Raw genomic sequence first — 25,919 nt, 5'->3', positions numbered from 1 at the left:
CATGTTCAATGCGTTGGCCAAGCCGCGCCTCGCCCCGGCTCACTATCCGCTGACCAAGCGGCGCGAGGACGCAAACAGCCGATCACGCCAAGGCGGCAAACTTTGAAGCCGACATTCGGGAAGTCGCAAACCACGCCCCCCGGTTGAACGCCAGAAACTATCCGGCTGGCCATCGACGGACACTGCCCGTCGATCAGAATCACCGACGGGCAGTGCACCTAATTGATGAAATTAGAATTTATAGCTTAATTCAATGCCATAGGTTGCCGGTTCGCCATAAGCGAAGCTTTGTCCGTTGAAGCCGGTAGCGGGTGATCCGGCCGCAGCGACCGTCGCCTTGTATTTCTTGTCGGTGACATTGCGCCCCCAGAGCGCGATGGCCGCCTCTGAGCCGCTCGCGAGATCCCAGCTGAAGGTCAGGCGGGTGTCGAGCGTTCCAAAAGCGGGTATCGCCCAGAATTGTCGGCCGATAATCGCCGGGCCGGCCGGGCTGCTGGCAAAGGCATCGTCCTTCCACTGATAATTGGCGTGTGCGACGGCCTTGGCATCGCCGATCCGCAAAAAGGTGTAGTCCGCCGACGCGGAAAAAGCGTGGCGGGGCGCATAGGCCATGGTAAAGCGCGACGCGACATTCTCGCCGATCGTAAAGCCGGAATCGGGATTGACCGCAGGATCAAGGACAGTGCCGGCGCGCGCCGAAATTTCCTTAATCTTGCTATCCAGATAGGCGTAGCTGGCAGTCAGCAGCAGATCCTTGCTCGGGGCAATCGTGAGATCTGCCTCGACCCCGCCGATCCGGGCCTTGCCGGCATTGATCGTCTGGTTGATGGTGGGATCGTTCCTACGAAGCGGCATATCGAGCTGGATGTCACGATAATCCATCAGGAACGCCGCGAGGTTCAGACGAAGGCGCCGGTCGAACCAGTCCGATTTCAACCCGATTTCGAAATTGGACACCGTTTCCGGCGCAAAGGTTTCCTTGAAGAACAGCGCGCTTTCGTCCGATCCGCCGGCGCGATAGCCGCTGGCATATTTGGCGTAGATCGTCAGGTCCGAACTGGCGCGGAAGTTGATGGTCGCGGCCGGGTTCAGCTTCGAGAATTTCTGCCGGTTGGTGACATCCACCTCGATCGGGCGGGTGGGAAAACTGCCCCCGCTCGGCATGGTAAAGATCGATTTCAGATCGCGTGAAGCGCGACGCTTGTCTTCGGTGTAACGGAGCCCAAGGGTGATATCGAGCCGATCATCGAGGATCGCCGGCGTATAGGTGAACTGCGCAAAGGCCGCCCTGGATTCTGCCACCATATCAACGAACCGTTCGGTCCGGACGGTTCCCGTGGAGGCCCCCGAAACCACTGACAACGCAGTGATCGTATCCTGGAAATGGCGTCCTTTTTCACGGAAATAATAAAGGCCGCCAACGAAATCGAGACGATCGCCGAGATTGCCTACCGCCTGGAATTCCTGTGAATATTGGCGCGTGACGATATCATCGAAGGGCCGGATATTGATGACCTGGCCCGTTGCCGGCGCACTGAACACATCGAGATAATATTGGGTCATCTCGGCGCTGACACGGCGATACCCCGAAAGCGAACGCAAGGTGAGCGCATCGCTTGCCTGCCATTCAAGGGTGAGCGCATGGCCGTTGAAATCCATCCGGCTCTTGTCGATGTTGATACCGCGATGGGTGTGCTTGCGATCGACCGTATAGCCGGGGATGAAGCCGACAAGATCCGAATTCACGAAATAGAGCGGGGTGCTGTAAACGCGGCCGATGTCGAAATTGTAATCGACCGTGAGGCTGTCGGAGGGGGTGAGCCGCGCCGCAATCTGACCTGCGGTTTGCTGCCGCATGCCGAAATCTTCGCCGCCATCATTTTTCGTCCAGCCATCGATACGACTGTGAAGGAAGGTGCCCTTGAGCGCGAGCGGCCCCAAGGCGGGCGCGTCGATATTGGTGAGCGTGCGGACATGATCGCGATTGCCCAGCGTCAGCGATTGACGCAGCCCAGCTTCGCCCGTGGGCTTGCGCGTGATGATGTTGACCGCACCGCCCGTCGTGTTGCGGCCATAAAGCGTGCCTTGCGGGCCGCGCAGGACCTCGATCCGCTCGATATCCGCCATATCCATCGTCGCGCTTTGCGGGCGGGAAAGGTAAAAGCCGTCGAGATACATGCCGACGGCGCCGTCCTTGGTCATCTGAAGCGGGTTATTGACCCCCTGCCCGCGCATATAGAGCTGAATCGTGGTGGGTGAGTTCGGATAGGGGGCGGAATAGAGGCTGGGCGTAACCGAGGCGACATCAGCCACCGAATTGATGCCGAGAGAGGTCAGGGCTTCTCCGGTGAAGGCGGTGATCGCGATGGGCGTCGATTGAAGATTCTCCGCCTTTTTTTGGGCAGTAACGACAATGTCGCTGATCCCAACGGACGCATCATCCGACTGGGCATGGGCAATAGCGGGCATGAGCCCGGCCAGCCCGGCAGAACCGAGCAGGCAGGTTAGCAGCTTCTTCATGACAATCCCCTCTAGACTTTCGGCCTGTTTTTTCGGCCGTTTTCTTGTCGTTACTGGCTGATTGAGCGAATGGCCTCAGGCGGCCTTGGCCCCGCGCACCAGGCGTCCGGGCAAAGCTCCAGTGGCGGTGTCATCGCGGGCGACGATCTGCCCATTCAAAATCGTGGCGCGGTACCCGCTGGCTTGCTGCACCATACGCCGCCCCCCGGCGGGCAGATCATTGGTTACGCGGGGCGGCCCCAGCTTCAGGCGATCAAAATCGATGACGTTGATATCGGCCTTGTAGCCAGAACGGAGCAGGCCGCGGTCGTTCAGGCCGATCGCGCGCGCTGTCTCGTGGCTCAGGCCACGGACAACATCTTCGACGCTGAGGCGGCTGGCCTTACGGTCGCGCGCCCAATATTCGAGCATGAAGGTCGGCAGGCTGGCATCGCACAGAAAGCCGAGATGCGCGCCGCCATCCCCCAGCCCATAGACGCTGCGCGGATGACGAAGCATTTCGCCCGCAACGTCGAGCGATCCGAAGGCATAATTGACCGAGGGCAGCATCAGCACCGCCTGGCCGTCCTGCTCCAGCATCAGATCATAGGCGAGCGATGCCGGATCGACGCCCATGGCGGCCGCGCGCCCGGCAACATGGCTGTTGGGCGCGGGTTCGTAATCCGGCTGCTCGCCTAGCGGGTACATCGCATCCCACAGGCGGAGAAGCCCCGCCCCCATGAAGTCGTTGGGATCGAATTCCTCGGAGAGGATCTGCGCCCGGACATCCGCCGAGCGCAGCGCCCCCAGACGCTGCTCGCGTGGCAGGGCGGCGAGTTTCTTGAAGGTGGGGGTAAAGACGAACGGGTGATAACTGAGATCGAAACCCAGCATCATGCCGACCGGTCGACCGCTCACCTGCGCGCGTACCTCGAGCCCATCGGCGGTGCATTGATCCATCCAGTCGACAATCGTCCGCCATTTTTCAGGCGCGGTGTGCCACTGCATCACCGAGAGCGAGAGCGGACGGCCGCTCTGCTCCATCACGCGGCGGAACAACGCGAGTTCGGTATCAACATCAGCAAAGTCGGACACCGCCTGCAACACACCGCTTCCCTTGGCGCGGAGCGCGCCTGCAATCGCCTTGAGTTCATTCTCGGCAGCGGTCAGCGTCGGGATCAGCGATCCATCGCTGGCGCGGTGGTTGAGCGTGCGCGACGTACCGAAGCCGAGCGCCCCGGCATCGATGGCTTCCCCGGCAAGGCGCGCCATTGCGGCGCAATCGGCCTCGGTGGCCTCTTCCCGGTAGGCCGCGCGCTGCCCCATGACGAACACACGCAGCGCGGCATGCGGGATCTGGGTCGCCACATCGGCATCAAACCGTCGCCCCGAAAGCGCATTCATGTAATCGGGAAATGTCTCCCAATTCCAGGGCAGACCGGTTGTGAGAACGATTTCCGGAAGGTCTTCGACGCCTTCCATCAGCCGAACAAGCCGATCCCGGTCACCGGGGCGGCAGGGGGCAAAGCCGACACCGCAATTGCCCATGAGGACGGTCGTAACACCGTGCACGCTCGATGGTCGGACCGAGTTTTCCCAGGTTACCTGGCCGTCATAATGGGTGTGGATATCGACAAAGCCGGGTGTGACCAGCAAGCCCCGCGCATCGATTTCCTCATCGGCGCGGCAGGATAGCGATGGGCCCATCGCTGCGATGCGCCCATCCTTGATCGCCACGTCCATTTCGCGGATCGGTGCGCCCGATCCATCGGCAACCGATCCACCACGGATCAGAAGGTCTACTGATACGGTCATGGCCTCCCCTCCCGCCGGATCAGCGACCGACACCGTATAGTTCGGCGGCGTTTTCATAGAGGATCCAGTTCTTTTCCTCTTCGGAAAGGTGCGCGGTCTGCCCAAGCAACAGTTCGCGGCTCCACGGCCAGGTCGAATCGCTGTGCGGGAAATCATTGGCCCAGAGCAGTCGGCGCGGGTTCATCAGATGGGTCATCTTGAAAGCGACCCAATCGTCCTGGAACGTCAGATAGACATTGTTGCGGAAATATTCACTGGGAAGCTGGCCCATATCTCCCATTTTCATCCAGAAGCGGTGGCGCTTGTAACCATGGTCCATGCGATAAGCGAAGTGCGGTGCCCAACCCGCATCGGCTTCAACACAGACCAGCTTCAGATCCGGGTGGCGTTCGAAAACTCGGCCCCAGATGAAGACGCCGATAATGTCCTGAATGGACTTGAGCAGGCTTTGCGTGGCGTTCTGCGGCGGCCCACGATGGCTCGATACGACGGCCTTTTGCCCGGCGGAGCCCACCGCATTCGGACCATCCTGTCGACTGGTGAGGATGTGGAAGCTGATGGGAAGGCTCAGTTCAACCGCGGCGCGCCACAGCGGATCGAAGTTCGGGTGATCATAATCTTCCTCGGTCGCGGGATTGCCGGGCATCATCACCCCGCGAAAGCCCATTTCCTTGAACTGGCGAAAATCCTCGATTGCCTCGGCTACCGAGCGGACCGCCGTCTGCCCCATGCCGAGCAGGCGGTTGGGATCTGCGGCGCAGAATTCCTCATGGAGCCAGCGATTATACGCCCACATACAGGCTTGTTTATAGTCCGCGTCGGGGTGGTTGCAGAGCACCATGCCAACCGACGGGTAGATGGCTTCGGCGATTATGCCTTCGCGGTCCTGATCGCCGAGGCGGGCCTTGCCGTCCCACCCGCCACGATGGAGATCCTTGAAGAGCGTTTCGCCCTTTTTCATGTCCTTGGGGTTCTTGCCGGCCGCCGCGACGATACCCATGGGCACCGCGCCCGGCATGCCGTCGATCACAAAGGAGTCGCCGCCATCAAGGTCAGTGCTCACGCGCGGCGCACGATCGCGATATGCGGGATCGATCCGGTCGACATAGCAGTGCGGAGGTTCGGTGACGTGCGAGTCCGCCGAGATCAGCTTATCCGGAAGTGTATTGGATATGGCTACATCTTTGGTCTGGGCGATGGTTTCCAGAATAGGGTTGTCGAACAGGGCCATGGCTTATCCTCTCTTCCCGATGTCTCGGCATCGTTGCATCGATCATTGTCGACACGGTTATGCGGTCAAAGTCGGGCGAGCGACTATATCCAATCGTCCAGAAGAGTTTGCAGATCGTCCAGATCAGTTCGCGCCAAGAAAGGGCGACCAATGCATGTGCCCGCCCACGCTGTTGTCGAGAAAGGGGGCCTGGGCACGCTGATAGGCGGCCGGCGTCATCCCGTAAAAATTGCGAAAGGCGCGGGTGAACGCGGCAACCGACTTATACCCCGCATAATAGGCGGCATCAGCGACCGAAACCGGCTGCCATCGGAGCATGTCTCCCGCACGGGTCATGCGCAGGCGGGTGATATACTGCAAAAAGGGTAACCCGGCGACCTTGTGAAATTCAGCAGCGAAGGTCGAGCGGGATATGCCGAGTTCCGCAGCCAGCTTCTCGAGCGTCCAATCCCGATCCGGATAGGAGTGGACAAGCGTGAGCGCGATCGGAATGCGAAACCGGTCGACGGCCGATGCGACGTCCAGACCACTGCGCAAAAGGCCCGTGATCTGCGCACGTGCCGCTTGCATGAACAATATGTCAAAGGTCGATGTCATGAAGGTGGCCGCCCCTGGCCCCATCGCCGCCTGCGCGATATTGTCGGCGTCGATCACGAGATATTCCGCCCCAGCCAAGTCAGCCTGGCGCACCACGATGCTACGAGGAAGCGCGCGAATGATCGGATTGACGGTGGTAAGGTGAAAGGCCCCTGTGAGCAGCCGGAGAACACGCGGTCCCGTCCCAAAGCGCAGCACGGGCGGGGTATCGAGCGCATGGGATTCGCGAAAGAAATCACTTTGTCGCAGCGATGCATTTTGCTCGGCGCGGATACGCGGCGTCTCGTTTCCAAGCTGAATATAATAGTCGCCCTTGGCCAAGCGGATAGAGCCTGCGGCACTATCGCCCTCAATCCAGGCAGCTCCTTCCAGACAAAGGTGAATGAACGCCCGTCGATTAGCCCGCAGGTGCGCCCCTGAATTGTCCGCGATATCGAGGAACGCCGCATCAATCCGAGCAATGCGGAGGGATTGCAGAAGATCGGAAAGGGAAAGGCGCATCAATGCACGATTATTGTTAAAGGAGTAAGCACTAGACAGTCGGACGCGACTAAAATCCGCAACATGCACTCGGGCATAAGATTACCCCCTCCTAAAATCCAGTTGATCTGGCCGTTGCTTGTTTTTGGTTTGACCGGGTGGCGACGATCTCGGTCATACCCCGGATCATGCGGTCAATCACATCGGGAATGAAGGGTCAATTCGCGCGCAGATCCGATGCCTGCAACGTGCGCTACCGGGCCATACGCAAAGGCAGATACGTCAAAGTTCGACGACATGTAACTGCGTGAAATAGTCCATATAGCGAATGGTTGCGTTCCCACGTCTCAGAAAACTGCAAGCTCACAACGCTGCCGGCGTAAACAAGCGACGAAAGACAATATCACGATTCAAAATCGAAAACCTTGCGCTGTTTCGATAATAGATCCTGCGATCCGCGCCGCGTCACATGGGTTTACAGTCCAGCGGCGAAATTTCGGCTTTCCATAAGAGAAACAGAAAGGTTTTGGGGATGATCTCTCGAAAGGTCGCCGCGTTGCTGATTGGCAGCGCCGGGGGCGCGCTTGTCTGCGCACCTGGCGCATATGCTCAGTCCAATATGCCAGAATCCGTCGTCGCCCGGCCCGACGATAGCGACACAATTCTGGTGACCGCGCGCCGGCGCGCGGAAAGCGCGCAGGATGTGCCGATCGCGCTGACGGCGCTGAGCAATGAACAGATCGCGGTGCCCGGAACGGTCGGCCTGACACAGGTCGCGCAGTTGGCGCCAAGCCTCCAGATTACCGCCACGAATGCGAGGCAGACCAACATCAACATCCGTGGATTGGGGGCGACACCAGCATTTGCCAGCCTTGGCCTTGAATATGGCGTCGGCATCTATGTCGACGAGATATATTACAGCCGCCCCGCGCAGACTGCGTTCGATCTGTATGACCTTGAGCGCGTGGAAGTGCTTCGTGGGCCGCAGGGAACATTGTTTGGCAAGAACACCACCGCAGGCGCCATCCACATCACCTCGCAGGCGCCTAGCTTCGAGCCTGAATTTCGTGGTGAAATGAGCTTCGGCAACTACCGGTCGTTCCAGGTCCGCGCTACCGGCTCGGCACCGATTACCGACACGCTGGCGGCACGCTTGACGGTGACCAACACCACCCGCGATAAGGGCTTCATCACGAACGTTCACGACGGGTCGCGCAAGTCGGATCTTCACAGCTTTTCCGTTCGTGGGCAGCTGTTGTTCAAGCCAAACGACGATTTCTCGCTACGTCTTATCGGCGATTACAGTGACATGCAGCAGGATTGCTGCATCGGTACGCTGACGGATGTACGCACCACGCGTGTTGACGGAAGCGCACTGCCCAATAATTTCTACGACCGTATCGCGCGGTTCGACTATACCCCGCTGCCCATTGATCCCTTTGCGCGCAAGATCGATATTGACCGGCCGCTCTGGCTGAAAATCGACACGCGCGGTGTCTCCGCGATCGCCAATTATGATCTGGGGCCGGCAACGCTAACCTCGGTGACTGGCTGGCGCTCGCTGGAATATCGCCCCGCAATCGATGGCGACACCATCGGCCTCGATATTTTTCAGGATGCCGGCATCAACGAGAAGCAGGAACAGTTTAGTCAGGAACTGCGCCTTGCCTCGAATGGCCGCAACACGATCGATTACGTAGCTGGGATCTATTATTTCTCGCAGCGGATCGACAACGACATCTTCACCAAATACGGGTCCGATGCCGCGCTCTGGGTCCTCGGCCCCGCGCCCGGAAGCAGTTCAGCATCGGCCGGCGGGCAAGCCGCACTCAACGGCTTTTATGTCAGCGGCACCGCGCGTGCGGACACCAAAAGCTATGCCGCGTTCGGCCAGCTAACCTGGCATCTCACCGACAGCTTCGATCTGACGGCTGGACTACGTTACACCAATGAAAAGAAGGACGGCTTCTTCGAACAGGTCCAGCTCGGACCGGTGCTGACGCCCGCGCAGATCGCGTTGGGCGCTCAGGCAATCCGCAACGCCTTCGGCCGGGCGATCCCGCGCTACACTGCAGAAACCAAGGAAGACAATATATCGGGTCTGATCACCGCGTCATACAAGCCGACGCGGGACGTGATGCTTTATGCAACTTATGCCCGGGGCTACAAGTCTGGCGGCCTCAACCTTAACGCAACCGGCGCACCACCCGTGGTGGATCCCGAAAAGGTCGAAAATGTCGAAGCCGGCCTGAAATCGACATTGTTCGATCGTCTACTGACCGTCAACCTGTCCGCCTTCAGCACCCGCATCCGCAACTATCAAAGCCAGCAGATCGACATTACCGGCGCACTCACCGCCTATATCGCCAATGTCGGCCGCGTTCGGTCACGCGGGGTTGAAGCCGACATTACTTTGCGCCCGGTTCGCCATCTAAACTTGTTTGCATCAGGCAGCTATGTCGATGCGGTCTATCAGGATTTTCGAAACGCGCCCTGCCCGGTTGAATATCTCGGATTGCAAACCGTATGTGACCTGAGCGGACGAAACTTGCCGGGGGTTTCCAAATATTCCGCGTCACTTGGCATCGATTATTCAACCGAGATCAACCCAGGCGCAGAGGTCTATCTGAACTCGAACTACAGCTATCGATCAAAATTTAACGGCACCTACAACCTCGCCGCCGACGCGGTGGTCCGCGGATATGGCATCACCAACCTCAATATCGGCGTGCGCGAACCCGATGGTCGATGGGATGTGTCGCTTTACGCACGCAACCTGTTCGACGTCGAATATTTCAACAGCAAGGGCCCAGGCGCCTTTAACACCGGCCAGTATAGCGGCGGCCCCGGCGATCCGCGCACTTATGGTCTGACGTTCCGCACCAAATTGTAATCCCCGACGGATGGAGAGCCTTTCGATGAAGATGCTGCGTATCATGTTGTCGGCGACCGCGCTGACCGCCCTTGCGCCCGCGCATGCCGAAAAGACGTCCGACACCCGCCCAAACATCATTGTGGTCATGGTCGACGATATGGGCTTTTCCGATCTTGGTGCCTTTGGCGGTGAGATCCGGACGCCCAATCTCGATACGCTGGCCAACAAGGGGGTGAAGTTCAACAACTTCCACACCACGCCGGTGTGTGCACCGACGCGGGCGGAGTTTCTGACCGGGGTGGACCATCATCAGACGGGGCTCGGCAACTTTCCTGAACTGCGTCAAGACAACCAGATCGATCGACCCGGATATGAGGGGTATCTGAACGACCGGGTGGTTACCATTGCCGAACGGCTTCGGGATGCGGGATACAAGACGATCCATTCGGGAAAATGGCATGTCGGTTATGATCTGCGCGCCAACCCGGCGGCACGGGGGTTCGAACGCTCCTTCACCATGCTGGGCGGCGGCCACAATCATTTCGGTACCGACAAGGGCCGCCCCCGTCCCAACATGCCCAATGTGGGACTGATCTACACCCTCGACGGCAAAGAGGTCTCGATCCCCGATAACTTCTACTCAACCGACTATTTCACAAATCAGTTGATTTCCTTCCTCCCAGAGCGCGGGGACAAACGCCCCTTTTTCGGATATCTGGCGCTCACTGCACCTCATTATCCAATCCATGCACCTGCGAAAGACATCCAGCGCTATGCGGGGAAATATGACGCCGGCTATGATGCACTGCGCGAACAAAGGCTGACGCGCCTAAAGGAACTGAAGCTTATCCCCGGCACAATTACTGCCCATGCGCAGACGTCGTCGGTGCGGTGGGACAGTCTGAACGATGCCGATAAACGCATCGAATCTCGCACGATGGAGGCTTATGCCGCCATGGTCGACCGGATAGACCAGAATATGGGCAAGCTCGTCAGCGAGTTGAAGAAACGCGGCGTCTACGACAATACCGTGATCCTCTTCTTCTCCGACAACGGGCCGGAGGGACATGAACTCGACAAGTCCTTCATCATCCCCGAAGCTGGAAAGGCGATGCTTGCCTCGGCCGACAACAGTCTCGGCTCGATCGGCACCGCGCACTCCTATACTTGGTACAAATCGAACTGGGCGGAAGCGGGTTCGGCCCCGTTCCGGCTTTCGAAATCCTTCCCCACCGAAGGCGGCACGCGCGTCGTCTCCTTTCTAAGTTATCCGAAACACGCGCGCACCGGCATCGAAACTAGCTATATCTCAGTACGCGACGTGCTGCCCACCTTGCTCGATCTGGCGCATGTGAAACTCGACAACCCGGCACAATATAAGGGCAAGGCAGTGATCGCCCCTCAGGGCATTTCCTTCGCCCAGCGAATCCTCCCTGGCGCACCGCCCCCAAACATCTCCCCGGCCTTCGCCGCAGGAGAAATGTTCGGCCGGCGCTACGTCCGCGAAGGGCAGTGGAAGGCAGTCCACATCCCTCCCCCAACCGGAAACGGCCGCTGGGAACTATTCGATATCGAGGCCGATCCCGGCGAAACCACCGACCTCGCCCCTAAGAACCCCGAAATCGTCGGCAAGCTAATCAGGGCATGGAATTCCTATGCCGACGAGAAGGGGGTTATTCCGCCGATCATTCCGGGCAACTGACGATTGCCGGAGAGGCGGTTGGTTTACGAGCGGCCTCTCCGCCAGCTACAAACTCGCAAATTTGTGCAAATGCCTTGAGTGAACACGTCGTCCACCCAACTCTGGCGACGCCGGATGCGATGGGCAGCCTCGGAGCAACGTGAGGCGCTGCAGCCCCTTCAGGATAATGCGAAGCAGCGCCTCTTTTGCCTTACGCCGTACTTCGGAGGCGCGGCCGCCTTCCCCTTCCCTCACATCTGTCTGCCGTCAGCGCCAATGGCAAAGTTGCGCACCAATCCGGCGTGGCTTGCTCGGCGCATGTGTTCCAGCGCATCGCGGGGCGCGTTTACGCCCGGTGCAGTCCAAACTTCATGGAGGATGTGAGCGCGGCACGACACTGGTAGTGGTACATCTGAACCACTAGAGCCTCTCGGGCTTTGCGCTAAGTATTTGGGAAATATGGTGGGCGCTGACGGGCTCGAACCGCCGACCCTCTCGGTGTAAACGAGATGCTCTACCAACTGAGCTAAGCGCCCCCTTGCGGAGAAGCGCTCAATTAGGGGATTTCCCGCGCCGGTCAAGCGATTCCGCGCTTTTTGCCAATTTTTCGTAAAGCCCCGCTTACACCGCCATCAGGCCCGCCATCAGGCCCGCCTTCTGGCCCACCTTCTGGATCGCCGCGAAATAGTCGTTCAGGCCTTCCGCCGCGCGGTCGGAAAGCACAACGTACACGCGCCGGCCATCATCCTGATCGTCCTCGCGCACGAACAACCCGGCCTCGGTCATCGTGCGTATCCAGCGCAGCGCGGTGGTCGGCGGCACGGCGGCGGCGATGCACAGGCTCGACACCGCAACCGCGCGCCGTTCCAGCCGCGCGGCCATCAGGTCGAGCAGCATGTCCCATGCCGGATCGGCGAAAAGCTCGGGCGAAAAATAACGGTCGCGCAGCCGCCTGGCGCGGATGAGCGCGCGAATCCGCTCGGCAGTCACCGGCGCGGCCGTGCGCGGGCCCGCCGCATAGCCGAAGGCACGGTCGCTCACGCCGCCGCCGTCCAGCCCCTCCTCCGAGATTTTCGCCAGTGCACGCGCGATCCGCGCCACCTCCTCGCCCAGCTGGTGCAGCCGCTGCGCCTCGCCCGCCAGGTCGGTATCGCGCAGCCCCGTGCGCCGCCCCGCCGCGATCAGCCCCAGCGCCGCCGAGCGTTCGAGCGTATCGGGATCGCACAGCATCTGCACTCCTGTCTCGGTGATCCGCGCCATCACCCTGTCGATCAGCATCACCGGCAGCGCGATCGCCGCCCGGCACCGCCCGTCGCGCACCAGCGCATCGATGCAGGGCAACAGCGCATCCAGCACCGGCCCGGCATCGTCCGTCAGCTCAAGATATATCCCATCGGGCTGCGCGTCACCGTTTAGCCGTGCCAGCGCCTCGGCAAGGCCGCATGCGGCGGTCGGGGCGATCCCCAGCGCCCCCAGCGTCGCGGTCGCCACGGCCTGCGCGCCGGGGTGGTCGGCGATCACCATCACCACGGGCGCCTCCACGCGCCAGCCATTCCCGCTTCCGTCCATCGTCTCTCCCCGTCTGCGCGCCTGTGTCGCAACCGCGCGGGCGCAGATAAAGCGGCGATGCCACCGTAATGGAGGCATTGGCGCCAGAAGCGAAACGGCCCGCCTTCCCCTGTGGGAAAGCGGGCCGCTTTCTGTCGCTTCGGATGGTCGCCTGCGGGTCAGAGACCCTTGACGATATCCTCTACCATCTTCTTCGCGTCGGCGAGAAGCATCATGGTGTTGTCCATGTAGAACACGTCGTTGTCGACGCCGGCATAGCCGACACCGCCCATCGAACGCTTCACGAACAGCACGGTCTTCGCCTTTTCGACGTCGAGGATCGGCATGCCATAGATCGGCGAGGATTTGTCGGTCTTCGCCGCCGGGTTGGTCACGTCGTTCGCGCCGATGACGAAGGCCACGTCGGCCTGTGCAAAGTCGGAGTTGATGTCCTCCAGCTCGAACACTTCGTCATAGGGCACGTTCGCTTCGGCGAGCAGCACGTTCATGTGCCCGGGCATACGGCCAGCCACGGGGTGGATGGCGTATTTCACCTTCACGCCGGCTTCCTTCAGCAGGTCGCCCATTTCGCGCAGCGCGTGCTGCGCCTGGGCAACGGCCATGCCGTAACCGGGAACGATGATGACGCTTTCGGCCTGCTTCATCAGGAACGCCGCGTCGTCGGCCGAGCCGCGCTTCCACGGACGGTCGGTCTGCGCCGCGCCGCCCGAGCCCGCATCGGCTTCCGAACCAAAGCCACCCGCGATCACGCTGATGAAGCTGCGGTTCATCGCCTTGCACATGATGTACGACAGGATCGCACCTGACGAACCGACAAGCGCGCCGGTGATGATCATCGCGGTGTTGGAGAGCGTGAAGCCCATCGCCGCAGCCGCCCAGCCCGAATAGGAGTTGAGCATCGAGACGACGACCGGCATGTCCGCGCCGCCGATCGGGATGATCAGCAGGAAGCCGATCAGGAACGAAAGCGCGGTGATCGTCCAGAACACCCAGGGGCTCTGGTCGGTCAGGAAATAGCCGACCAGACCGATGATCGCCGCCAGCGTGCCGAGGTTGATGACATGGCGCGCGGGCAGCATGATCGGCTTGCCCGACATGTTGCCGTTGAGCTTGAGGAACGCGATCACCGAACCCGAGAAGGTGATGGCGCCGATCGCGATGCCAAGGCCCATTTCAACACGGCTGACGCCCAGGATCTCGCCATTGTCGCCGAGAATGCCGAACGCGCCGGGATTGAGATAGGCGGCCGCTGCCACCAGCACCGCGGCCATGCCGACGAGCGAGTGGAACGCCGCAACGAGCTGCGGCATGTCGGTCATCGCGATCTTGCGCGCGATGATGAACCCGATGGCGCCGCCGATGGCGATCGCGCCGATGATTTCGGCGATGCTTGCGACCTCATGGGTGACGAGCGTGGTGCCGACGGCCAGCGCCATCCCGGCCATGCCGAAACGGTTGCCGCGACGGCTGCTCGCCGGGCTCGAAAGCCCGCGCAGCGCGATGATGAAACAGACGCCCGCGATCAGATAGGCGAGCGCAACCCAAGGGTTGACGGGTGCAACTTCATGCATGGCTTATCCCCTCAGCCCTTCTTTTCTTTTTTCTTGTACATGGCGAGCATGCGTTCCGTGACGGCAAAGCCGCCAAAGATGTTCACGCTGGCGAGTACAACGGCGATCAGGCCCAGCCACTTGGCGCTGGCCGATCCTTCGGCGGCCGATGCGATCAGCGCGCCGACGATGATGACGGACGAGATCGCGTTGGTCACCGCCATCAGCGGCGTATGCAGGGCCGGTGTCACCGACCAGACGACATAATAGCCGACGAAGCACGCCAGCACGAATATCGACAGGATTGATATGAAATCCATAATTCACTCCCCGTTCGCCGTCCGCGGCCGCCCGGTATCCGGGCGTGCTGTCGCGTGCGGCGCAATCCCGGCGGCTGCGGCATCCAGAGCCGTCACCGCCGGGTACAGATTGTTCAGCCGAGCAGACGCTCGCTGACCACCTTGCCTCCCTGGGTCAGGCGGATGGCCTGCGTCACCTCGTCCTCGTCGGGCAGCACGGGGCGCCCGGCGTCCTTGTCCCAATAGGCGGACAGGAAGTTGTAGAGGTTGCGCGAGAACAGCGCCGATGCGTCGGCGGCAAGCCGCGACGGCACATTCTTGTGCCCGACGATCTTCACGCCGTGGCGTTCCACCACCTGGCCGGCGACCGCGCCTTCGACATTGCCGCCCTGTTCGACGGCAAGGTCGATGATCACCGAACCCGGCTTCATCGACGCCAGCTGTGCATCCGAAATCAGCCGCGGTGCCGGGCGTCCCGGAATCAGCGCGGTGGTGATGACGATGTCCTGCTTGGCGATGTGGCTCGACACCAGATCGGCCTGCGCCTTCTTGTATTCGTCGGACATTTCGGTGGCATAGCCGCCCGAACCTTCGCCCTCGATACCCGCCACATTCTCGACGAAAATGGCCTTGGCGCCCAGCGATTCAATCTGTTCCTTGGTCGCCGAACGCACGTCGGTGGCCGACACCTGCGCGCCCAGGCGGCGCGCGGTGGCGATCGCCTGCAGCCCGGCCACGCCGACGCCCATGATGAAGACGCGCGCGGCCGAAACCGTGCCCGCCGCCGTCATCATCATCGGGAATGCCCGGCCATATTCGGCTGCGGCATCCAGAACGGCCTTGTAGCCCGAAAGGTTCGACTGGCTCGACAGGATATCCATCGACTGCGCACGCGTGATGCGCGGCATGAACTCCATCGCCAGCGCCTCGACGCCAAGCCCGGCATAGGCGTCAACGCGCGCGCGTTCGCCAAACGGGTTCAGGCCCGCGACGATCCATGCGCCCGGCTTCACGCCGTTCAGGCTTGCCGGATCCGGCCCCTGTACGCCCAGCAGAATGTCCGCACCGGCAATGACCGAAGCCCGGTCGCCCACCACGGCGCCGGCTTCCTCATAAGCCTTGTCGTCAATCGTCGCATGCGCACCTGCGCCCCGTTCGACGGCAAGTTCAGCACCCAATGCTTTGAATTTCTTGACGGTTTCAGGCGTAGCCGAAACCCGGCGCTCGCCCTCGGCGCCTTCCCCCAACACCGCGATCTTCATCGTCGCGCTATCAGTTCGCGATCAGAACGATGACGAGAGCGGTCACCACGATCGTGGCCAGCCCACCCCACTTCATCAGGGAAATGAAACCCTGATAGGTGTCGTCGTGCATCTTGAAATCGCCCGTATCGGCCATTTTGTTGTTCCCCTCACAGGTTTACGACTAAGTTTTCGAAACTGGAACGTGGCTTAACAGCAATTTGGTTAGCCTCAACCCGTTTTTGGGGGTGTTGAGGCCACATTAAATCCTCGGTTCGGACTAGTCCTGCTTTACCCCGCTCCGTCCATCATGGCACAGCGTGTCGCATGCGTACGCCAATACGGCTTGTTACCGGATATGTCGTGCTGGGGGCAATAGTTGCCGCCTTTCCAGCCGGTTGCGGCCGCCCGACGACTATCGAAGAAAATGCCGCCGCCATCCCCTTTGCCGAGGCCGTAGGCCCCGAACGGCTCGAATCCGCGCCCGACGAGCCACTTGCGGTCTATGCCGATCCGCAGGGCCGCTTCTCGATCGCGCTGCCACCGGGCTGGAATGCGGCGCCCGAAGCCCCCGGCATTGCTTTCCGAGATCCCGCCACGGGCGCGATACTGTCGCTTGGTCATTCATCCGACTTCGACGGCGCGGTCACGGCGCTCCGCCGTTCGGTCGAAACGGTCACTGCAAGCTCCAGCCATCCGGGCGACTACCGTCTGGTCGGGCGCAATGCTGCGGGGGACATCATCCGCGCGCGCGTTCTGGCGACACCCCATGGCGGCGCCACCGCGCGAATACGCATTGCAAAGGACAAAATCTCCCCGCTCACAGAGGCCAGCGCCGACGCCACGCTCCACAGCCTTGCCCCCGGCAATTGACGGTCGGATCTTCCGCCTGTTTCAGGCATTAAGACGCACAATCCCTTCCTCGTTCGCAGGCCCACCCACCGCATGAAATCGACACGACGGCAGATCATCACCGGCATCGCCCTCCTCCCGCTCGCGGCCTGCGCCACGCGCGGAGCATCCAGCCTTGCGGGCGCGCAGAGCTTCGAGGCCGAACTCACCGCGCTCGAACGCGCCTCGGGCGGGCGGCTGGGCGTCTGCCTGCGCAATACCGCGACCGGCGAAGCCATGGGCCACCGCGCGTCCGAGCGCTTTGCGCTCTGCTCCACCTTCAAGCTCGCGCTCGCGGCGATGGTGCTCAAGGATATCGATGACGGGGTGATCGCCGCCGATCTGCAACTGCCGATCAGCGAGGCGGACATGGTGCCCTATGCCCCCGTTTCCACGCGTTATCTCGCCACAGGCCGCGCCCCGATCACTGCGCTCGCGCGCGCCGCGCAGGTGGAAAGCGACAATGTCGCCGCCAACCTCATCCTGCGCCAGCTCGGCGGCCCGGCAGCCTATACCCGGCGCCTGCGCGCGCTGGGTGACGATCTGACGCGGCTCGACCGCACCGAACCCGATCTCAACCACGTCCTTCCCGGCGATGCGCGTGACACGACGACGCCCGCCGCCATGGCAAAGACGATGCAGGCGATCCTTCTGGGCAACTGGCTGTCCCCCGCCAGCACCGCGCTGCTCTGGCAATGGATGCGCGAAACGCAAACCGGGCTGCGTCGCTTGCGCGGCGGCCTGCCCACCGACTGGGCGGTCGGCGACAAGACCGGCACCGCCGCCTATCCCGATCTGGGCACCAAGCACAATGATGTCGCGATGATCGTCGCTCCCTCGGGCACGCGCTGGATGCTCACCGCCTATTTCGAGGCCGCCGCCGCCAATGATCCGCCCCGGCCCGAGGACGATGCCGTCCTCGCCGCTGTCGCCCGCGCGGCGACGGCGGTCATCATGGGTTAGTGCTGCCCGCCCCGCTGTCCGCCACCACTTCGACCCGCAGAGCGACGGGGGCGCTGTTCTGGGCTAACCAGTCAAGCACCAGCACCTGTCCATCGCGGCGCCAAAGCGCCTGACGCCTACCCCGGTGCATCGGCGCGCCCCATGCCGCGCTGAGCGCCGCGATCAAGCCGTCCTCATGGTCGCGCGTTTGCGCAAGCACCCAGCAACGCGTCCGGCTGCCTGCCAAATCGGGCAATCCCAGTCGCGCATTCAGGCCCGGTCGACGAAACTGCGTCATGCCCGCACCCGTAATGGGGTCGGCACCATCCACTGCCCAGCCCCATTGCGCCAGGCGCTCCGCATCGCCCGAAGTCGCGCTGCATTCGCTTACCGCATGAATGATGTCCTGCGCTCGGGCAATCGGCCAATCGGGCATATCCGCCGCCCCCGCTGGCACGCAAAGCATAAGGCTCATGCCAGCAAGCAAGGCGCGATGCCCCATCATCCACGCATCCCTTTCATTCCGGATCAGATTCCCAGCCCGGGGGGCAGCATCGCCGTATCGCGCAGGCCCCGCCACACGCGGATCGCCTGCGCGGTTTCCGCCACGTCGTGCACGCGCAGCAGCTGCGCGCCCATTTCGGCCCCCTTCACCGCCAGCATCACCGATCCGCCCAGCCGCTCATCGGCCGATGCCTCGTTGGAAAGCGCGCCGATCAGTCGCTTGCGGCTCACGCCCAGCATCATCGCACAGCCCAGCCCGTGGAACAGCGTCAGCCCGTTGATCAGGCGCAGATTGTCCTGCAGCGTCTTGCCAAAGCCGATACCCGGATCGACAAGGATATTCTCGCGCGCCACGCCAGCGGCCTCCACCGCCGCCACGCGCGCCTCCAGCCAGTCATAAACCTCGGCCAGCACCTCCAGATGGCGCTCCTCGCGGTGCCCACCGGTCTTCGGATCGGGCGAATGCATCAGGATGACGGGGCATCCCGCCTTCACCACCACCTCAAGCGCGCGCTCGTCATAGAGCAGCGCCGCGACATCGTTCACGATATGCGCGCCCGCGGCCAGCGCGGCTTCCATCACTGCGGCCTTGCGCGTGTCGACCGAAATCGCGACGCCCGTGGGCTTCAGTTTCTCGATCACCGGCACGATCCGCGCGATCTCGTCGCCTTCCCACACGGTGGTCGAGCCCGGCCGCGTCGATTCCCCGCCCAGGTCGATCAGCCCCGCGCCCGCCTCGGCCTGCGCCACGCCGGTGGCTGCGGCCGCCGCCGGGTCGCCATAATTGCTGCCGCCGTCCGAAAAACTGTCGGGCGTCACGTTCAATATGCTGGTCACGATGGGCTGGTCGAAGCGCAGCACGCGCTCGCCCGCCTGTATCGGTGCACGCGGTGCCTCGATCCGCTGGCGCAGCAACTGCGCGCGCTCAGCCTGTTCGCTCGAAAGCCGCTCCAATGCCTCGTCGAACCGGTCGATGGGCAGCATCCACGCCGCCGTCCGGCGGCCGTTCTGGACGGCAAACAGCTCATAGCCGCCAAACCAGTTCAGCCCGCTTGCCAGACGGGCCACCTGCCCATCGAAACAGACCGGGCTGTCGACCGGCATAACCGGGCGCAGGTAGATCTGCGCACCGGCATCTATCGTTTTCAAATCACGGCTCCGTCGCAAGGATATAGGTCTGGCGCAGCGTATCGATCGCCTTCAGCGCGCCCTTCTCCTCGAAATGCCAGAATGTCCAGCCATTGCACGACGGCGCACCCTGCAGCGTGGCGCCCACCTTGTGGATCGATCCGGTCGCCTCGCCCGCCTGCAGCGATCCGTCGACGCGCACCACCGCTTCCCAGCGGCGCTTGGCATCCATCAGCACGGTGCCGGGCTTCAGCATGCCGTTCTCGACGATCGTGCCGAACGGCACCTTGGGCGCGGCCTTGGGGGACTGCATCGTGATGACGGCGGATTCGTCGAGCGGCAGCGCGGCGGCGATGCGTTCCTTCGCCACCTCGATATAATCGGCTTCGCGTTCGATGCCGATCCAGCGGCGCTTCAGGCGGCGGGCCACCGCGCCCGTGGTGCCGGTGCCAAAGAACGGGTCGAGCACGACGTCGCCCGGCTTGGTGCAGGCGAGCAGGATGCGATAGAGCAGCGCCTCGGGCTTCTGCGTCGGGTGCGCCTTCACGCCGTTTCGCTTCAGGCGTTCCGAACCGTTGCAGATCGGAATGGTCCAGTCCGAACGCATCTGCAGCTCGTCGTTGAGCGTCTTCATCGCGCGGTAGTTGAAGGTGTAGCGCGCCTTTTCGCTCTTCGACGCCCAGATCAGCGTCTCGTGCGCGTTGGTGAAGCGCGTACCCTTGAAGTTCGGCATCGGGTTCGACTTGCGCCACACGATGTCGTTCAGGATCCAATAGCCTTCATCCTGGATCGCAGCACCCACGCGGAAGATATTGTGATAGCTGCCGATCACCCAGATCGTGCCATCGTCCTTCAGGATGCGGCGCGCTTCCTTCAGCCAGGCCTTGGTGAACTTGTCATAGGTGGCAAAGGTGTCGAACTTGTCCCACTCGTCGTCGACGGCGTCCACCTGGCTGCCATCGGGGCGGTACAGGTCGCCGCCCAGTTGGAGGTTATAGGGCGGGTCGGCGAAGATCATGTCGACGGACTTGTCGGGCAGCGATGCCATCGCGGCCACGCAATCGTCCATCAGGATCTGATCGAGCGGCAGCTTGGCGCGCACATCGGCAGCCGCCTTCTTCCGCGTCGAGACCCGTTCCATAACACCCATTTTTACGCCCCTGTAGTTTGAGCGCGGACCCTGAGTCCTCGGAGTCTTCCCGTCAAGTGCCCGGAATCCGGCGAGTCGCTGCGATTCCGTTCTGTTCCCGGGCGGAACGAAACGAGTCCCACACGACATATTGAGTCAGTCGGGGAATCGCAGACTCAACCCCTTGTGGTGTGGCGCGAAAGACTCACCCCTTTCGCACCGGCACAAAAATATTTTTTCAGAGCAGGCTCAACTGCGCAACCGGGGCAAAGGAACGGCGATGAAGCGGCGTCGGCCCCAGTCGGCGAAGCGCTTCCATGTGCACCGCCGATCCATATCCCTTGTTGCTCGCCCAACCATATCCGGGATGCAGCGCATCGGCCTCGATCATGATCCGGTCGCGCGTTTCCTTGGCGATGATCGACGCCGCCGCAATCGACAGCGAACGCGCATCGCCGCCCACCACCGCGGTTGCCTGCCAGTCCCATTTGGGCAGGCGGTTGCCGTCCACCAGCACATGGCCCACCGCCACGCCCAGCGCCTCGACCGCGCGGGTCATCGCCACCATCGTCGCCTGCAAGATGTTGATCCGGTCGATCTCCTCGACCGCGACAATCCCGACGCCGAACACGGCGCACGCTTGTATCTCGGCGCACAGCGCGGCGCGGCGCGCGGCGCTCAGCTTCTTGGAATCGTTGATCCCCTCGGGCACGCGCGCGGGGTCAAGGATCACTGCCGCGGCCACCACCGGCCCCGCCAGCGGCCCGCGCCCGGCCTCATCCACCCCCGCCACTGGCCCCGCCAGTGCGGCCTCCAGCGCGAAATCAGGCATCGATCCGCCAGTCGGGAAAACGGCGGATCTCACCCGCCTGATAGAGGCAGATGCTATTGCCGAACGGGTCCGCCAGCCGCGCCTCGCGCCACTGCCAGTCCTGATCGATGGGATCGTGGAGGAACACCGCACCCAGCGCCTTCAGCCGCGCCACCTCAGCGTCCAGATCGCGCTGCTCGAAATAGACCTGCGTCGCCGCACTCACGCCCGCGTCGCTCGCATGGATCGACAGCGTCGCCCCGCCCCCCGTCTCGAACCGCGCATAACGCGGCGGGCTGTCGACGATCTGGCGCAGCCCCAGCATGCGGTAAAACGCCACTGACGCGGCGTAATCGCCACAGCCCAGCGTCACCTGATTGAGCATCGGGCCGTCGCCCGGGGTGTCGAGGCGCACCGCCTGATGCCCCATCGGCCCATGGCCCGCGCCCAGCCCCGGCGCTTCCTTCAGCGCCACGCGCACAAAGGCGCGCGCCCGCGCAATCGCGTCGGCCAGCGCCAGTCCCTGGCCCAGCCCACAGGCAATCCCGCTCGCCAGCGTGCAGCCCGTGCCATGGCTGTGGCGCGTCTCGATCCGCTTGTCCTGCCAGCGCGCAATCTCGCCGGCCGCGCCGATCAGCCGGTCGATCACCTCAGCCCCCTCGGCATGGCCGCCCTTGGCCAGCAGCACCGCGCCCATGCCCGTCACCGCCGACTCACCGCCCAGCGCGTCCAGTTCGGGCAGATTGGGGGTCGTCACCGTCGCGCGGCGCATCAGCCGCCCAAAGGCCGCGATCGTGTCGGCATCGGCCAGAACCGCACCGCTCGTCGCAATCATCACGGGGTCGAACACCACCGCCACGCCGGGCATCGCTTCCAGCCGGTCGGCCACGGCATGCGCAATCTCGGCCGATCCGATCATCCCGATCTTCACCGCGTCGACGCCGATATCGCCCACCACCGCGTCGATCTGCGCCAGCACCATATCGCGCGGGATCGGATGCACCCCCGTCACGCCCAGCGTGTTCTGCGCGGTGATCGCGGTGATTGCGGTCATGGCATGGCCGCCCAGCATGGTGATCGCCTTGATATCGGCCTGAATCCCCGCGCCGCCGCCGGAATCGGATCCGGCGATCACCAATATGCGTGCTGTCTTCGTCATGGGTGGTGCCGGCATTCCTGCATCAGGTCGCCTCGGCCACGGCGGCGCAGATCCGGTCGACCAGCTGTTCCACCTGCCCGGCATCGTCGCCCTCGGCCATCACGCGGATCAGCGGCTCGGTGCCCGAAGGGCGGATCACCAGCCGTCCCTTGCCCGCCAACTCGGCTTCGGACTGGGCAATGACGCTGATCACCTTCTGGTCCTCCAGCGGCTTGCCACCGCTGAAACGCACATTCTTCAACAGCTGCGGCACGGGATCGAACAGGTGGAGCAGCTCGCTCGCCGGCTTGCCGCTGCGCACCAGCGCGGCCAGGATCTGTAGCGCCGCCACGAGCCCGTCGCCGGTCGTCGCATAATCGCTCAGGATGATATGCCCCGATTGCTCGCCACCTAGGTTATAGCCCTTGGCGCGCATCGTCTCGAGCACATAGCGGTCGCCCACCTTGGCGCGTTCCAGCGTCAGGCCACGCCCGCCCAGATAGCGCTCAAGCCCCAGGTTCGACATCACCGTCGCCACCAGCCCGCCGCCAACCAGCCGGCCATCTTCGGCCATCGTCGTGCCGATCAGCGCCATCAGCTGATCACCGTCGACGATCCGGCCCTTTTCATCGACCACGATCAGCCGGTCGGCGTCGCCGTCCAGCGCGATGCCGATATGCGCGCCCGATGCCACCACGGTTTCCTGCAACGCCTGCGGCGCGGTCGATCCGCACTTGTCGTTGATGTTTAGGCCGTTGGGCTCAATCCCGATCGAAATCACCTCGGCACCCAGTTCCCACAAAGCCGCCGGGGCGACATTATAGGCCGCGCCATTGGCGCAATCGATCACCACCTTCAGCCCGTCGAGCCGCAGGTCGTTGGGAAAGGTCGATTTGGCGAAGTGGATATAGCGTCCACGCGCATCCTCGACGCGGCGGGCCCGGCCGATCTGCTCGGACGGCGCCAGTTGCGCCTCGGCATCGATCCGCGTCTCGATCTCCACCTCGTCGGCGTCGGACAGCTTGTACCCATCGGGGCCGAACAGCTTGATGCCATTGTCGTGAAACGGGTTGTGGCTGGCCGAAATCATCACGCCCAGATCGGCGCGCATCGAATGGGTCAGCATCGCCACCGCGGGCGTCGGCATCGGGCCGAGCAGCACCACGTCCATCCCTACGCTGGTAAACCCCGCCACCAGCGCCGATTCCATCATATAGCCCGAAACGCGCGTATCCTTGCCGATCACCACGCGGTGCTTGTGGTCGCCGCGCATGAAGTGCGCACCTGCGGCCATCCCCACCTTCATCGCGATTTCGGCCGTCATCGGAAAAGCGTTGGTCCGCCCACGAATTCCGTCGGTTCCGAAAAATCTCCGCGCCATTCTGTCATTGCCCCATGCTATTACTCGCCCGACTGTGCAGGCTTGCCGATCTGATAGCGCGATGCATCGCGAGGGGCGAGCCTTTTGGGACGGAACGAATTTGGGGAGACGAACAATGCATTATCGCGAATTGGGCCATGGGCTGAAAACATCCGCACTCGGCCTCGGCTGCATGCCGATGGCGGGCGTCGGCGCGCATATGTACGGCGTCGCGACCGAGGATGAATCGATCGCCACCATCCACCGCGCGATCGATCTCGGCGTCACCTTTTTCGACACCGCCGAAGTCTACGGCCCCCATGCCAATGAGGAACTCGTCGGTCGGGCGATCGCGGGCCGCCGCGACGGGCTGGTAATCGCCACAAAATTCGGTTTCCGGATCGAAAATGGCCGGATGACGGGCGTGGATTCGCGCCCCGAAAATGTCCGCCGCGCATGCGAAGCCTCGCTCAAGCGGCTGAACATCGACGTGATCGATCTCTATTATCAGCACCGCGTCGACCCCGCTGTTCCGATCGAGGATACGATCGGCGCGATGGCCGATCTGGTGAAGGAAGGAAAGGTCCGCCATCTCGGCCTGTCCGAAGCCGCCCCCGCCACCATCCGCCGCGCCGCTGCCATCCATCCGATCTCGGCGCTCCAGTCCGAATATTCGCTCTGGGAACGCGATATCGAGGCCGAAATCCTGCCCACCTGCCGCGAACTCGGCATCGGCTTCGTCCCCTATAGCCCCCTCGGCCGCGGTTTTCTCACCGGCCAGTTCGCCAGCCGCACCGATATTCCCGAGGGCGATTACCGTCTCGGCGATCCGCGCTATTCCGAAGAAAATTTCGCCGCCAATTTCGCGGTCGTCGACGTCGTCAAATCGATCGCGGGCCGCCACGGCGTCAGCCCGGCGCAGATCGCGCTCGCCTGGCTGCTCGCGCAGGGCAACGATATCGTCCCCATTCCCGGCTCCAAACGCCGCGCGACATTGGAAGACAGCATGGCCGCCGCCGATGTCACGCTCGACGCCGACGATCTCGCCCGCCTCGACGCAGCCGCCCCGCGCGGCGGCACCCATGGTCCGCGCTACCAGCAAAACGCGCTGTCGATGGTCCGCCTCTGACCGGCAAACGCCCCTGACGATGAGGCGCCGGTAGGCTCGCTACCGGCGCTTGCGCGGCCAGAAGCACGCGGCCAGCGATCCGCCCATCGCCAGCGCCATGTCCTTTTGCGCATCCCACATATCGCCCTGTTGCCCGTTATAGCTTTCCGCCATGCCGGGGGCGACGACCATGGTCAGCAGCCATTCGAACACCTCATAGGCGGCGCTCCCCGCGCCGACGAACAGAAACGCCATCCACAGGCTCGCCGCCCGCCCCAGCCCGCCGTGCCGCTGGATGATTTCGGCAAAGGGCAGCGTCCACAACAGCCCGAACGCCAGATGCACCAGCCGGTCGAACCCGTTGCGCTCGAGGCCAAAGCTGCCCGTCACGTCATGCCCGGTCAGCGCGATCGCCCAGGCGTCATAAGGCACGTTGGAATAGGTATATCGTCCGGCCAGCGTGTGGAGCAGGAAGAACGCAACCAGCGCGCCCAGCGATCCGGTCGAAAGCGGCCAGCGGCGAAGCACAAGCGGCCCGGCCAGCACAAGCAGCACGGTCGGCACATGGTGCAACGGCGCGACATCGGGATAGGGCTGCCCGACATTGGCGATCGCCACCGCCAGTCCCAATAGGATCAGCAGCCACCGCTGCCCGCGCGGCAATGCGCGCCACGCCTTGAAATACACCGTCATTTCACCTGCTTGGCCGAAGGCGGTGTCTCCCGTCAATCGCCCGCGATGCTAAAGCGGCACCTTCACCTTCACCATCACGCGGTTGCTCTGGAACCCGCCGACATTCCCGCCCTCGGCCGCAACCCCGCCGCGCACCTTGCCGAACAGCCCCGCCTCGGCCTTTGGCGGCCCTTCGTCGATTTCGGCCACCGGCTCCAGCCGGTCGCCCTGCCCGGCCTTGGCGCACACGACGATCTCGCCGCCCGTGCCATCCGCGCCACATCCGCTTCGTCGTGGCGGCAATTTCCCGAGATCGAAACTCGCGGGCGACGCACCGCTGTCCAGCCCCGCCTGCAGCAACAGCGCGATCAGCAGCATCGCCGGCCTCCCCCGCCGCCT

Annotated in this window: 22 protein-coding genes and 1 tRNA gene; 5 read left to right on the top strand and 18 right to left on the bottom strand. The window is 62.9% G+C overall.

Annotated elements, in window-relative coordinates; all coding sequences use genetic code 11:
• Window positions 1-231: 231 nt before the first annotated feature.
• From QYC26_RS14960 to QYC26_RS14945, 4 genes are all read right to left on the bottom strand, one after another.
• Complete coding sequence (locus tag QYC26_RS14960; RefSeq protein WP_317513017.1) at window positions 232-2,520, bottom strand: TonB-dependent receptor; 2,289 nt, start codon at window positions 2,518-2,520, stop codon at window positions 232-234.
• A 75-nt stretch (window positions 2,521-2,595) separates the two neighbouring features.
• A complete protein-coding gene (locus tag QYC26_RS14955) occupies window positions 2,596-4,314 on the bottom strand; it encodes an N-acyl-D-amino-acid deacylase family protein (RefSeq protein ID WP_317513016.1) in 1,719 nt (572 codons plus the stop codon).
• Window positions 4,315-4,333: 19 nt separating this feature from the next.
• Complete coding sequence (locus QYC26_RS14950) at window positions 4,334-5,545, bottom strand: amidohydrolase family protein (protein WP_317513015.1); 1,212 nt, start codon at window positions 5,543-5,545, stop codon at window positions 4,334-4,336.
• 123 nt (window positions 5,546-5,668) lie between these two features.
• Entirely contained in the window at window positions 5,669-6,712 is a 1,044-nt protein-coding gene (locus QYC26_RS14945; RefSeq protein ID WP_317513014.1) for an AraC family transcriptional regulator, read from the bottom strand.
• Window positions 6,713-7,241: 529 nt separating this feature from the next.
• Here QYC26_RS14945 and QYC26_RS14940 point away from each other — a divergent pair.
• Entirely contained in the window at window positions 7,242-9,515 is a 2,274-nt protein-coding gene (locus tag QYC26_RS14940; protein ID WP_317513013.1) for a TonB-dependent receptor, read from the top strand.
• Window positions 9,516-9,540: 25 nt separating this feature from the next.
• A complete protein-coding gene (locus QYC26_RS14935) occupies window positions 9,541-11,199 on the top strand; it encodes an arylsulfatase (protein ID WP_317513012.1) in 1,659 nt (552 codons plus the stop codon).
• A 439-nt stretch (window positions 11,200-11,638) separates the two neighbouring features.
• Here the strand turns inward: QYC26_RS14935 and QYC26_RS14930 are convergent.
• The 6 genes from QYC26_RS14930 to QYC26_RS14905 form a co-directional block, all read right to left on the bottom strand.
• Window positions 11,639-11,714: transfer RNA gene (locus QYC26_RS14930), tRNA-Val, on the bottom strand.
• A gap of 85 nt (window positions 11,715-11,799) precedes the next feature.
• Entirely contained in the window at window positions 11,800-12,747 is a 948-nt protein-coding gene (locus QYC26_RS14925) for a winged helix DNA-binding protein (RefSeq protein WP_317513011.1), read from the bottom strand.
• Between the two features lie 158 nt (window positions 12,748-12,905).
• On the bottom strand, window positions 12,906-14,318 hold the full coding sequence (locus QYC26_RS14920; protein WP_317513010.1) for an NAD(P)(+) transhydrogenase (Re/Si-specific) subunit beta: 1,413 nt from the start codon (window positions 14,316-14,318) through the stop codon (window positions 12,906-12,908).
• An 11-nt stretch (window positions 14,319-14,329) separates the two neighbouring features.
• Window positions 14,330-14,617 (bottom strand): NAD(P) transhydrogenase subunit alpha, encoded by a 288-nt coding sequence (locus QYC26_RS14915; RefSeq protein WP_317513009.1) that lies wholly within the window; start codon window positions 14,615-14,617, stop codon window positions 14,330-14,332.
• A gap of 113 nt (window positions 14,618-14,730) precedes the next feature.
• Window positions 14,731-15,858: a Re/Si-specific NAD(P)(+) transhydrogenase subunit alpha gene (locus QYC26_RS14910; protein WP_317513008.1), complete on the bottom strand. Its 1,128-nt coding sequence runs from the start codon at window positions 15,856-15,858 to the stop codon at window positions 14,731-14,733.
• 10 nt (window positions 15,859-15,868) lie between these two features.
• The gene (locus tag QYC26_RS14905; RefSeq protein ID WP_317513007.1) at window positions 15,869-15,994 is read right to left on the bottom strand and encodes an aa3-type cytochrome c oxidase subunit IV; all 126 of its coding nucleotides are present in this window, start codon (window positions 15,992-15,994) and stop codon (window positions 15,869-15,871) included.
• 170 nt (window positions 15,995-16,164) lie between these two features.
• Between QYC26_RS14905 and QYC26_RS14900 the strand changes: the two genes are divergently transcribed.
• The gene (locus QYC26_RS14900; RefSeq protein ID WP_317513006.1) at window positions 16,165-16,710 is read left to right on the top strand and encodes a hypothetical protein; all 546 of its coding nucleotides are present in this window, start codon (window positions 16,165-16,167) and stop codon (window positions 16,708-16,710) included.
• A gap of 72 nt (window positions 16,711-16,782) precedes the next feature.
• On the top strand, window positions 16,783-17,691 hold the full coding sequence (gene bla, locus QYC26_RS14895) for a class A beta-lactamase (RefSeq protein ID WP_317513005.1): 909 nt from the start codon (window positions 16,783-16,785) through the stop codon (window positions 17,689-17,691).
• Here the strand turns inward: bla and QYC26_RS14890 are convergent.
• From QYC26_RS14890 to glmM, 6 genes are all read right to left on the bottom strand, one after another.
• Complete coding sequence (locus QYC26_RS14890; RefSeq protein ID WP_317513004.1) at window positions 17,681-18,145, bottom strand: hypothetical protein; 465 nt, start codon at window positions 18,143-18,145, stop codon at window positions 17,681-17,683. The genes bla and QYC26_RS14890 overlap by 11 nt on opposite strands.
• A gap of 53 nt (window positions 18,146-18,198) precedes the next feature.
• Complete coding sequence (gene folP / locus QYC26_RS14885; RefSeq protein ID WP_317515082.1) at window positions 18,199-19,278, bottom strand: dihydropteroate synthase; 1,080 nt, start codon at window positions 19,276-19,278, stop codon at window positions 18,199-18,201.
• A 46-nt stretch (window positions 19,279-19,324) separates the two neighbouring features.
• A complete protein-coding gene (locus QYC26_RS14880; protein ID WP_317513003.1) occupies window positions 19,325-20,452 on the bottom strand; it encodes a site-specific DNA-methyltransferase in 1,128 nt (375 codons plus the stop codon).
• A gap of 217 nt (window positions 20,453-20,669) precedes the next feature.
• A complete protein-coding gene (locus tag QYC26_RS14875) occupies window positions 20,670-21,263 on the bottom strand; it encodes a ribonuclease HII (RefSeq protein WP_317513002.1) in 594 nt (197 codons plus the stop codon).
• Complete coding sequence (gene thiD / locus QYC26_RS14870) at window positions 21,256-22,401, bottom strand: bifunctional hydroxymethylpyrimidine kinase/phosphomethylpyrimidine kinase (RefSeq protein WP_317513001.1); 1,146 nt, start codon at window positions 22,399-22,401, stop codon at window positions 21,256-21,258. Before thiD ends, QYC26_RS14875 begins: the two co-directional genes overlap by 8 nt.
• A 22-nt stretch (window positions 22,402-22,423) precedes the next feature.
• A complete protein-coding gene (glmM, locus tag QYC26_RS14865) occupies window positions 22,424-23,761 on the bottom strand; it encodes a phosphoglucosamine mutase (protein WP_317513000.1) in 1,338 nt (445 codons plus the stop codon).
• A gap of 115 nt (window positions 23,762-23,876) precedes the next feature.
• Here glmM and QYC26_RS14860 point away from each other — a divergent pair, with 115 nt between their 5' ends.
• A complete protein-coding gene (locus tag QYC26_RS14860; RefSeq protein ID WP_317512999.1) occupies window positions 23,877-24,869 on the top strand; it encodes an aldo/keto reductase in 993 nt (330 codons plus the stop codon).
• A 39-nt stretch (window positions 24,870-24,908) separates the two neighbouring features.
• Here the strand turns inward: QYC26_RS14860 and QYC26_RS14855 are convergent, their stop codons facing one another.
• Both QYC26_RS14855 and QYC26_RS14850 read right to left on the bottom strand, forming a co-directional pair.
• On the bottom strand, window positions 24,909-25,541 hold the full coding sequence (locus tag QYC26_RS14855; RefSeq protein WP_317512998.1) for a DUF2238 domain-containing protein: 633 nt from the start codon (window positions 25,539-25,541) through the stop codon (window positions 24,909-24,911).
• 48 nt (window positions 25,542-25,589) lie between these two features.
• On the bottom strand, window positions 25,590-25,898 hold the full coding sequence (locus QYC26_RS14850) for a hypothetical protein (RefSeq protein WP_317512997.1): 309 nt from the start codon (window positions 25,896-25,898) through the stop codon (window positions 25,590-25,592).
• Window positions 25,899-25,919: the final 21 nt, after the last annotated feature.

Origin of the sequence: Sphingomonas sp. C3-2 (genome assembly GCF_033025475.1) — a bacterium.
GTDB lineage: Bacteria > Pseudomonadota > Alphaproteobacteria > Sphingomonadales > Sphingomonadaceae > Sphingobium_A.
Note: the sequence above shows the minus strand (reverse complement) of the source record. Positions and strands in the feature narration are given on the sequence as shown.

Coding starts and splice junctions, on each gene's coding strand:
- QYC26_RS14910 (WP_317513008.1), bottom strand. CDS start 15,858: ATGAAGATCGCGGTGTTGGGGGAAGGCGCCGAGGGCGAGCGCCGGGTT.
- QYC26_RS14900 (WP_317513006.1), top strand. CDS start 16,165: ATGCGTACGCCAATACGGCTTGTTACCGGATATGTCGTGCTGGGGGCA.
- QYC26_RS14960 (WP_317513017.1), bottom strand. CDS start 2,520: ATGAAGAAGCTGCTAACCTGCCTGCTCGGTTCTGCCGGGCTGGCCGGG.
- QYC26_RS14955 (WP_317513016.1), bottom strand. CDS start 4,314: ATGACCGTATCAGTAGACCTTCTGATCCGTGGTGGATCGGTTGCCGAT.
- thiD (WP_317513001.1), bottom strand. CDS start 22,401: ATGACGAAGACAGCACGCATATTGGTGATCGCCGGATCCGATTCCGGC.
- QYC26_RS14855 (WP_317512998.1), bottom strand. CDS start 25,541: ATGACGGTGTATTTCAAGGCGTGGCGCGCATTGCCGCGCGGGCAGCGG.
- QYC26_RS14875 (WP_317513002.1), bottom strand. CDS start 21,263: ATGCCTGATTTCGCGCTGGAGGCCGCACTGGCGGGGCCAGTGGCGGGG.
- QYC26_RS14890 (WP_317513004.1), bottom strand. CDS start 18,145: ATGAGCCTTATGCTTTGCGTGCCAGCGGGGGCGGCGGATATGCCCGAT.
- folP (WP_317515082.1), bottom strand. CDS start 19,278: ATGCCGGTCGACAGCCCGGTCTGTTTCGATGGGCAGGTGGCCCGTCTG.
- QYC26_RS14950 (WP_317513015.1), bottom strand. CDS start 5,545: ATGGCCCTGTTCGACAACCCTATTCTGGAAACCATCGCCCAGACCAAA.
- bla (WP_317513005.1), top strand. CDS start 16,783: ATGAAATCGACACGACGGCAGATCATCACCGGCATCGCCCTCCTCCCG.
- QYC26_RS14940 (WP_317513013.1), top strand. CDS start 7,242: ATGCCAGAATCCGTCGTCGCCCGGCCCGACGATAGCGACACAATTCTG.
- QYC26_RS14880 (WP_317513003.1), bottom strand. CDS start 20,452: ATGGGTGTTATGGAACGGGTCTCGACGCGGAAGAAGGCGGCTGCCGAT.
- QYC26_RS14935 (WP_317513012.1), top strand. CDS start 9,541: ATGAAGATGCTGCGTATCATGTTGTCGGCGACCGCGCTGACCGCCCTT.
- QYC26_RS14915 (WP_317513009.1), bottom strand. CDS start 14,617: ATGGATTTCATATCAATCCTGTCGATATTCGTGCTGGCGTGCTTCGTC.
- glmM (WP_317513000.1), bottom strand. CDS start 23,761: ATGGCGCGGAGATTTTTCGGAACCGACGGAATTCGTGGGCGGACCAAC.
- QYC26_RS14905 (WP_317513007.1), bottom strand. CDS start 15,994: ATGGCCGATACGGGCGATTTCAAGATGCACGACGACACCTATCAGGGT.
- QYC26_RS14860 (WP_317512999.1), top strand. CDS start 23,877: ATGCATTATCGCGAATTGGGCCATGGGCTGAAAACATCCGCACTCGGC.
- QYC26_RS14925 (WP_317513011.1), bottom strand. CDS start 12,747: ATGGACGGAAGCGGGAATGGCTGGCGCGTGGAGGCGCCCGTGGTGATG.
- QYC26_RS14850 (WP_317512997.1), bottom strand. CDS start 25,898: ATGCTGCTGATCGCGCTGTTGCTGCAGGCGGGGCTGGACAGCGGTGCG.
- QYC26_RS14920 (WP_317513010.1), bottom strand. CDS start 14,318: ATGCATGAAGTTGCACCCGTCAACCCTTGGGTTGCGCTCGCCTATCTG.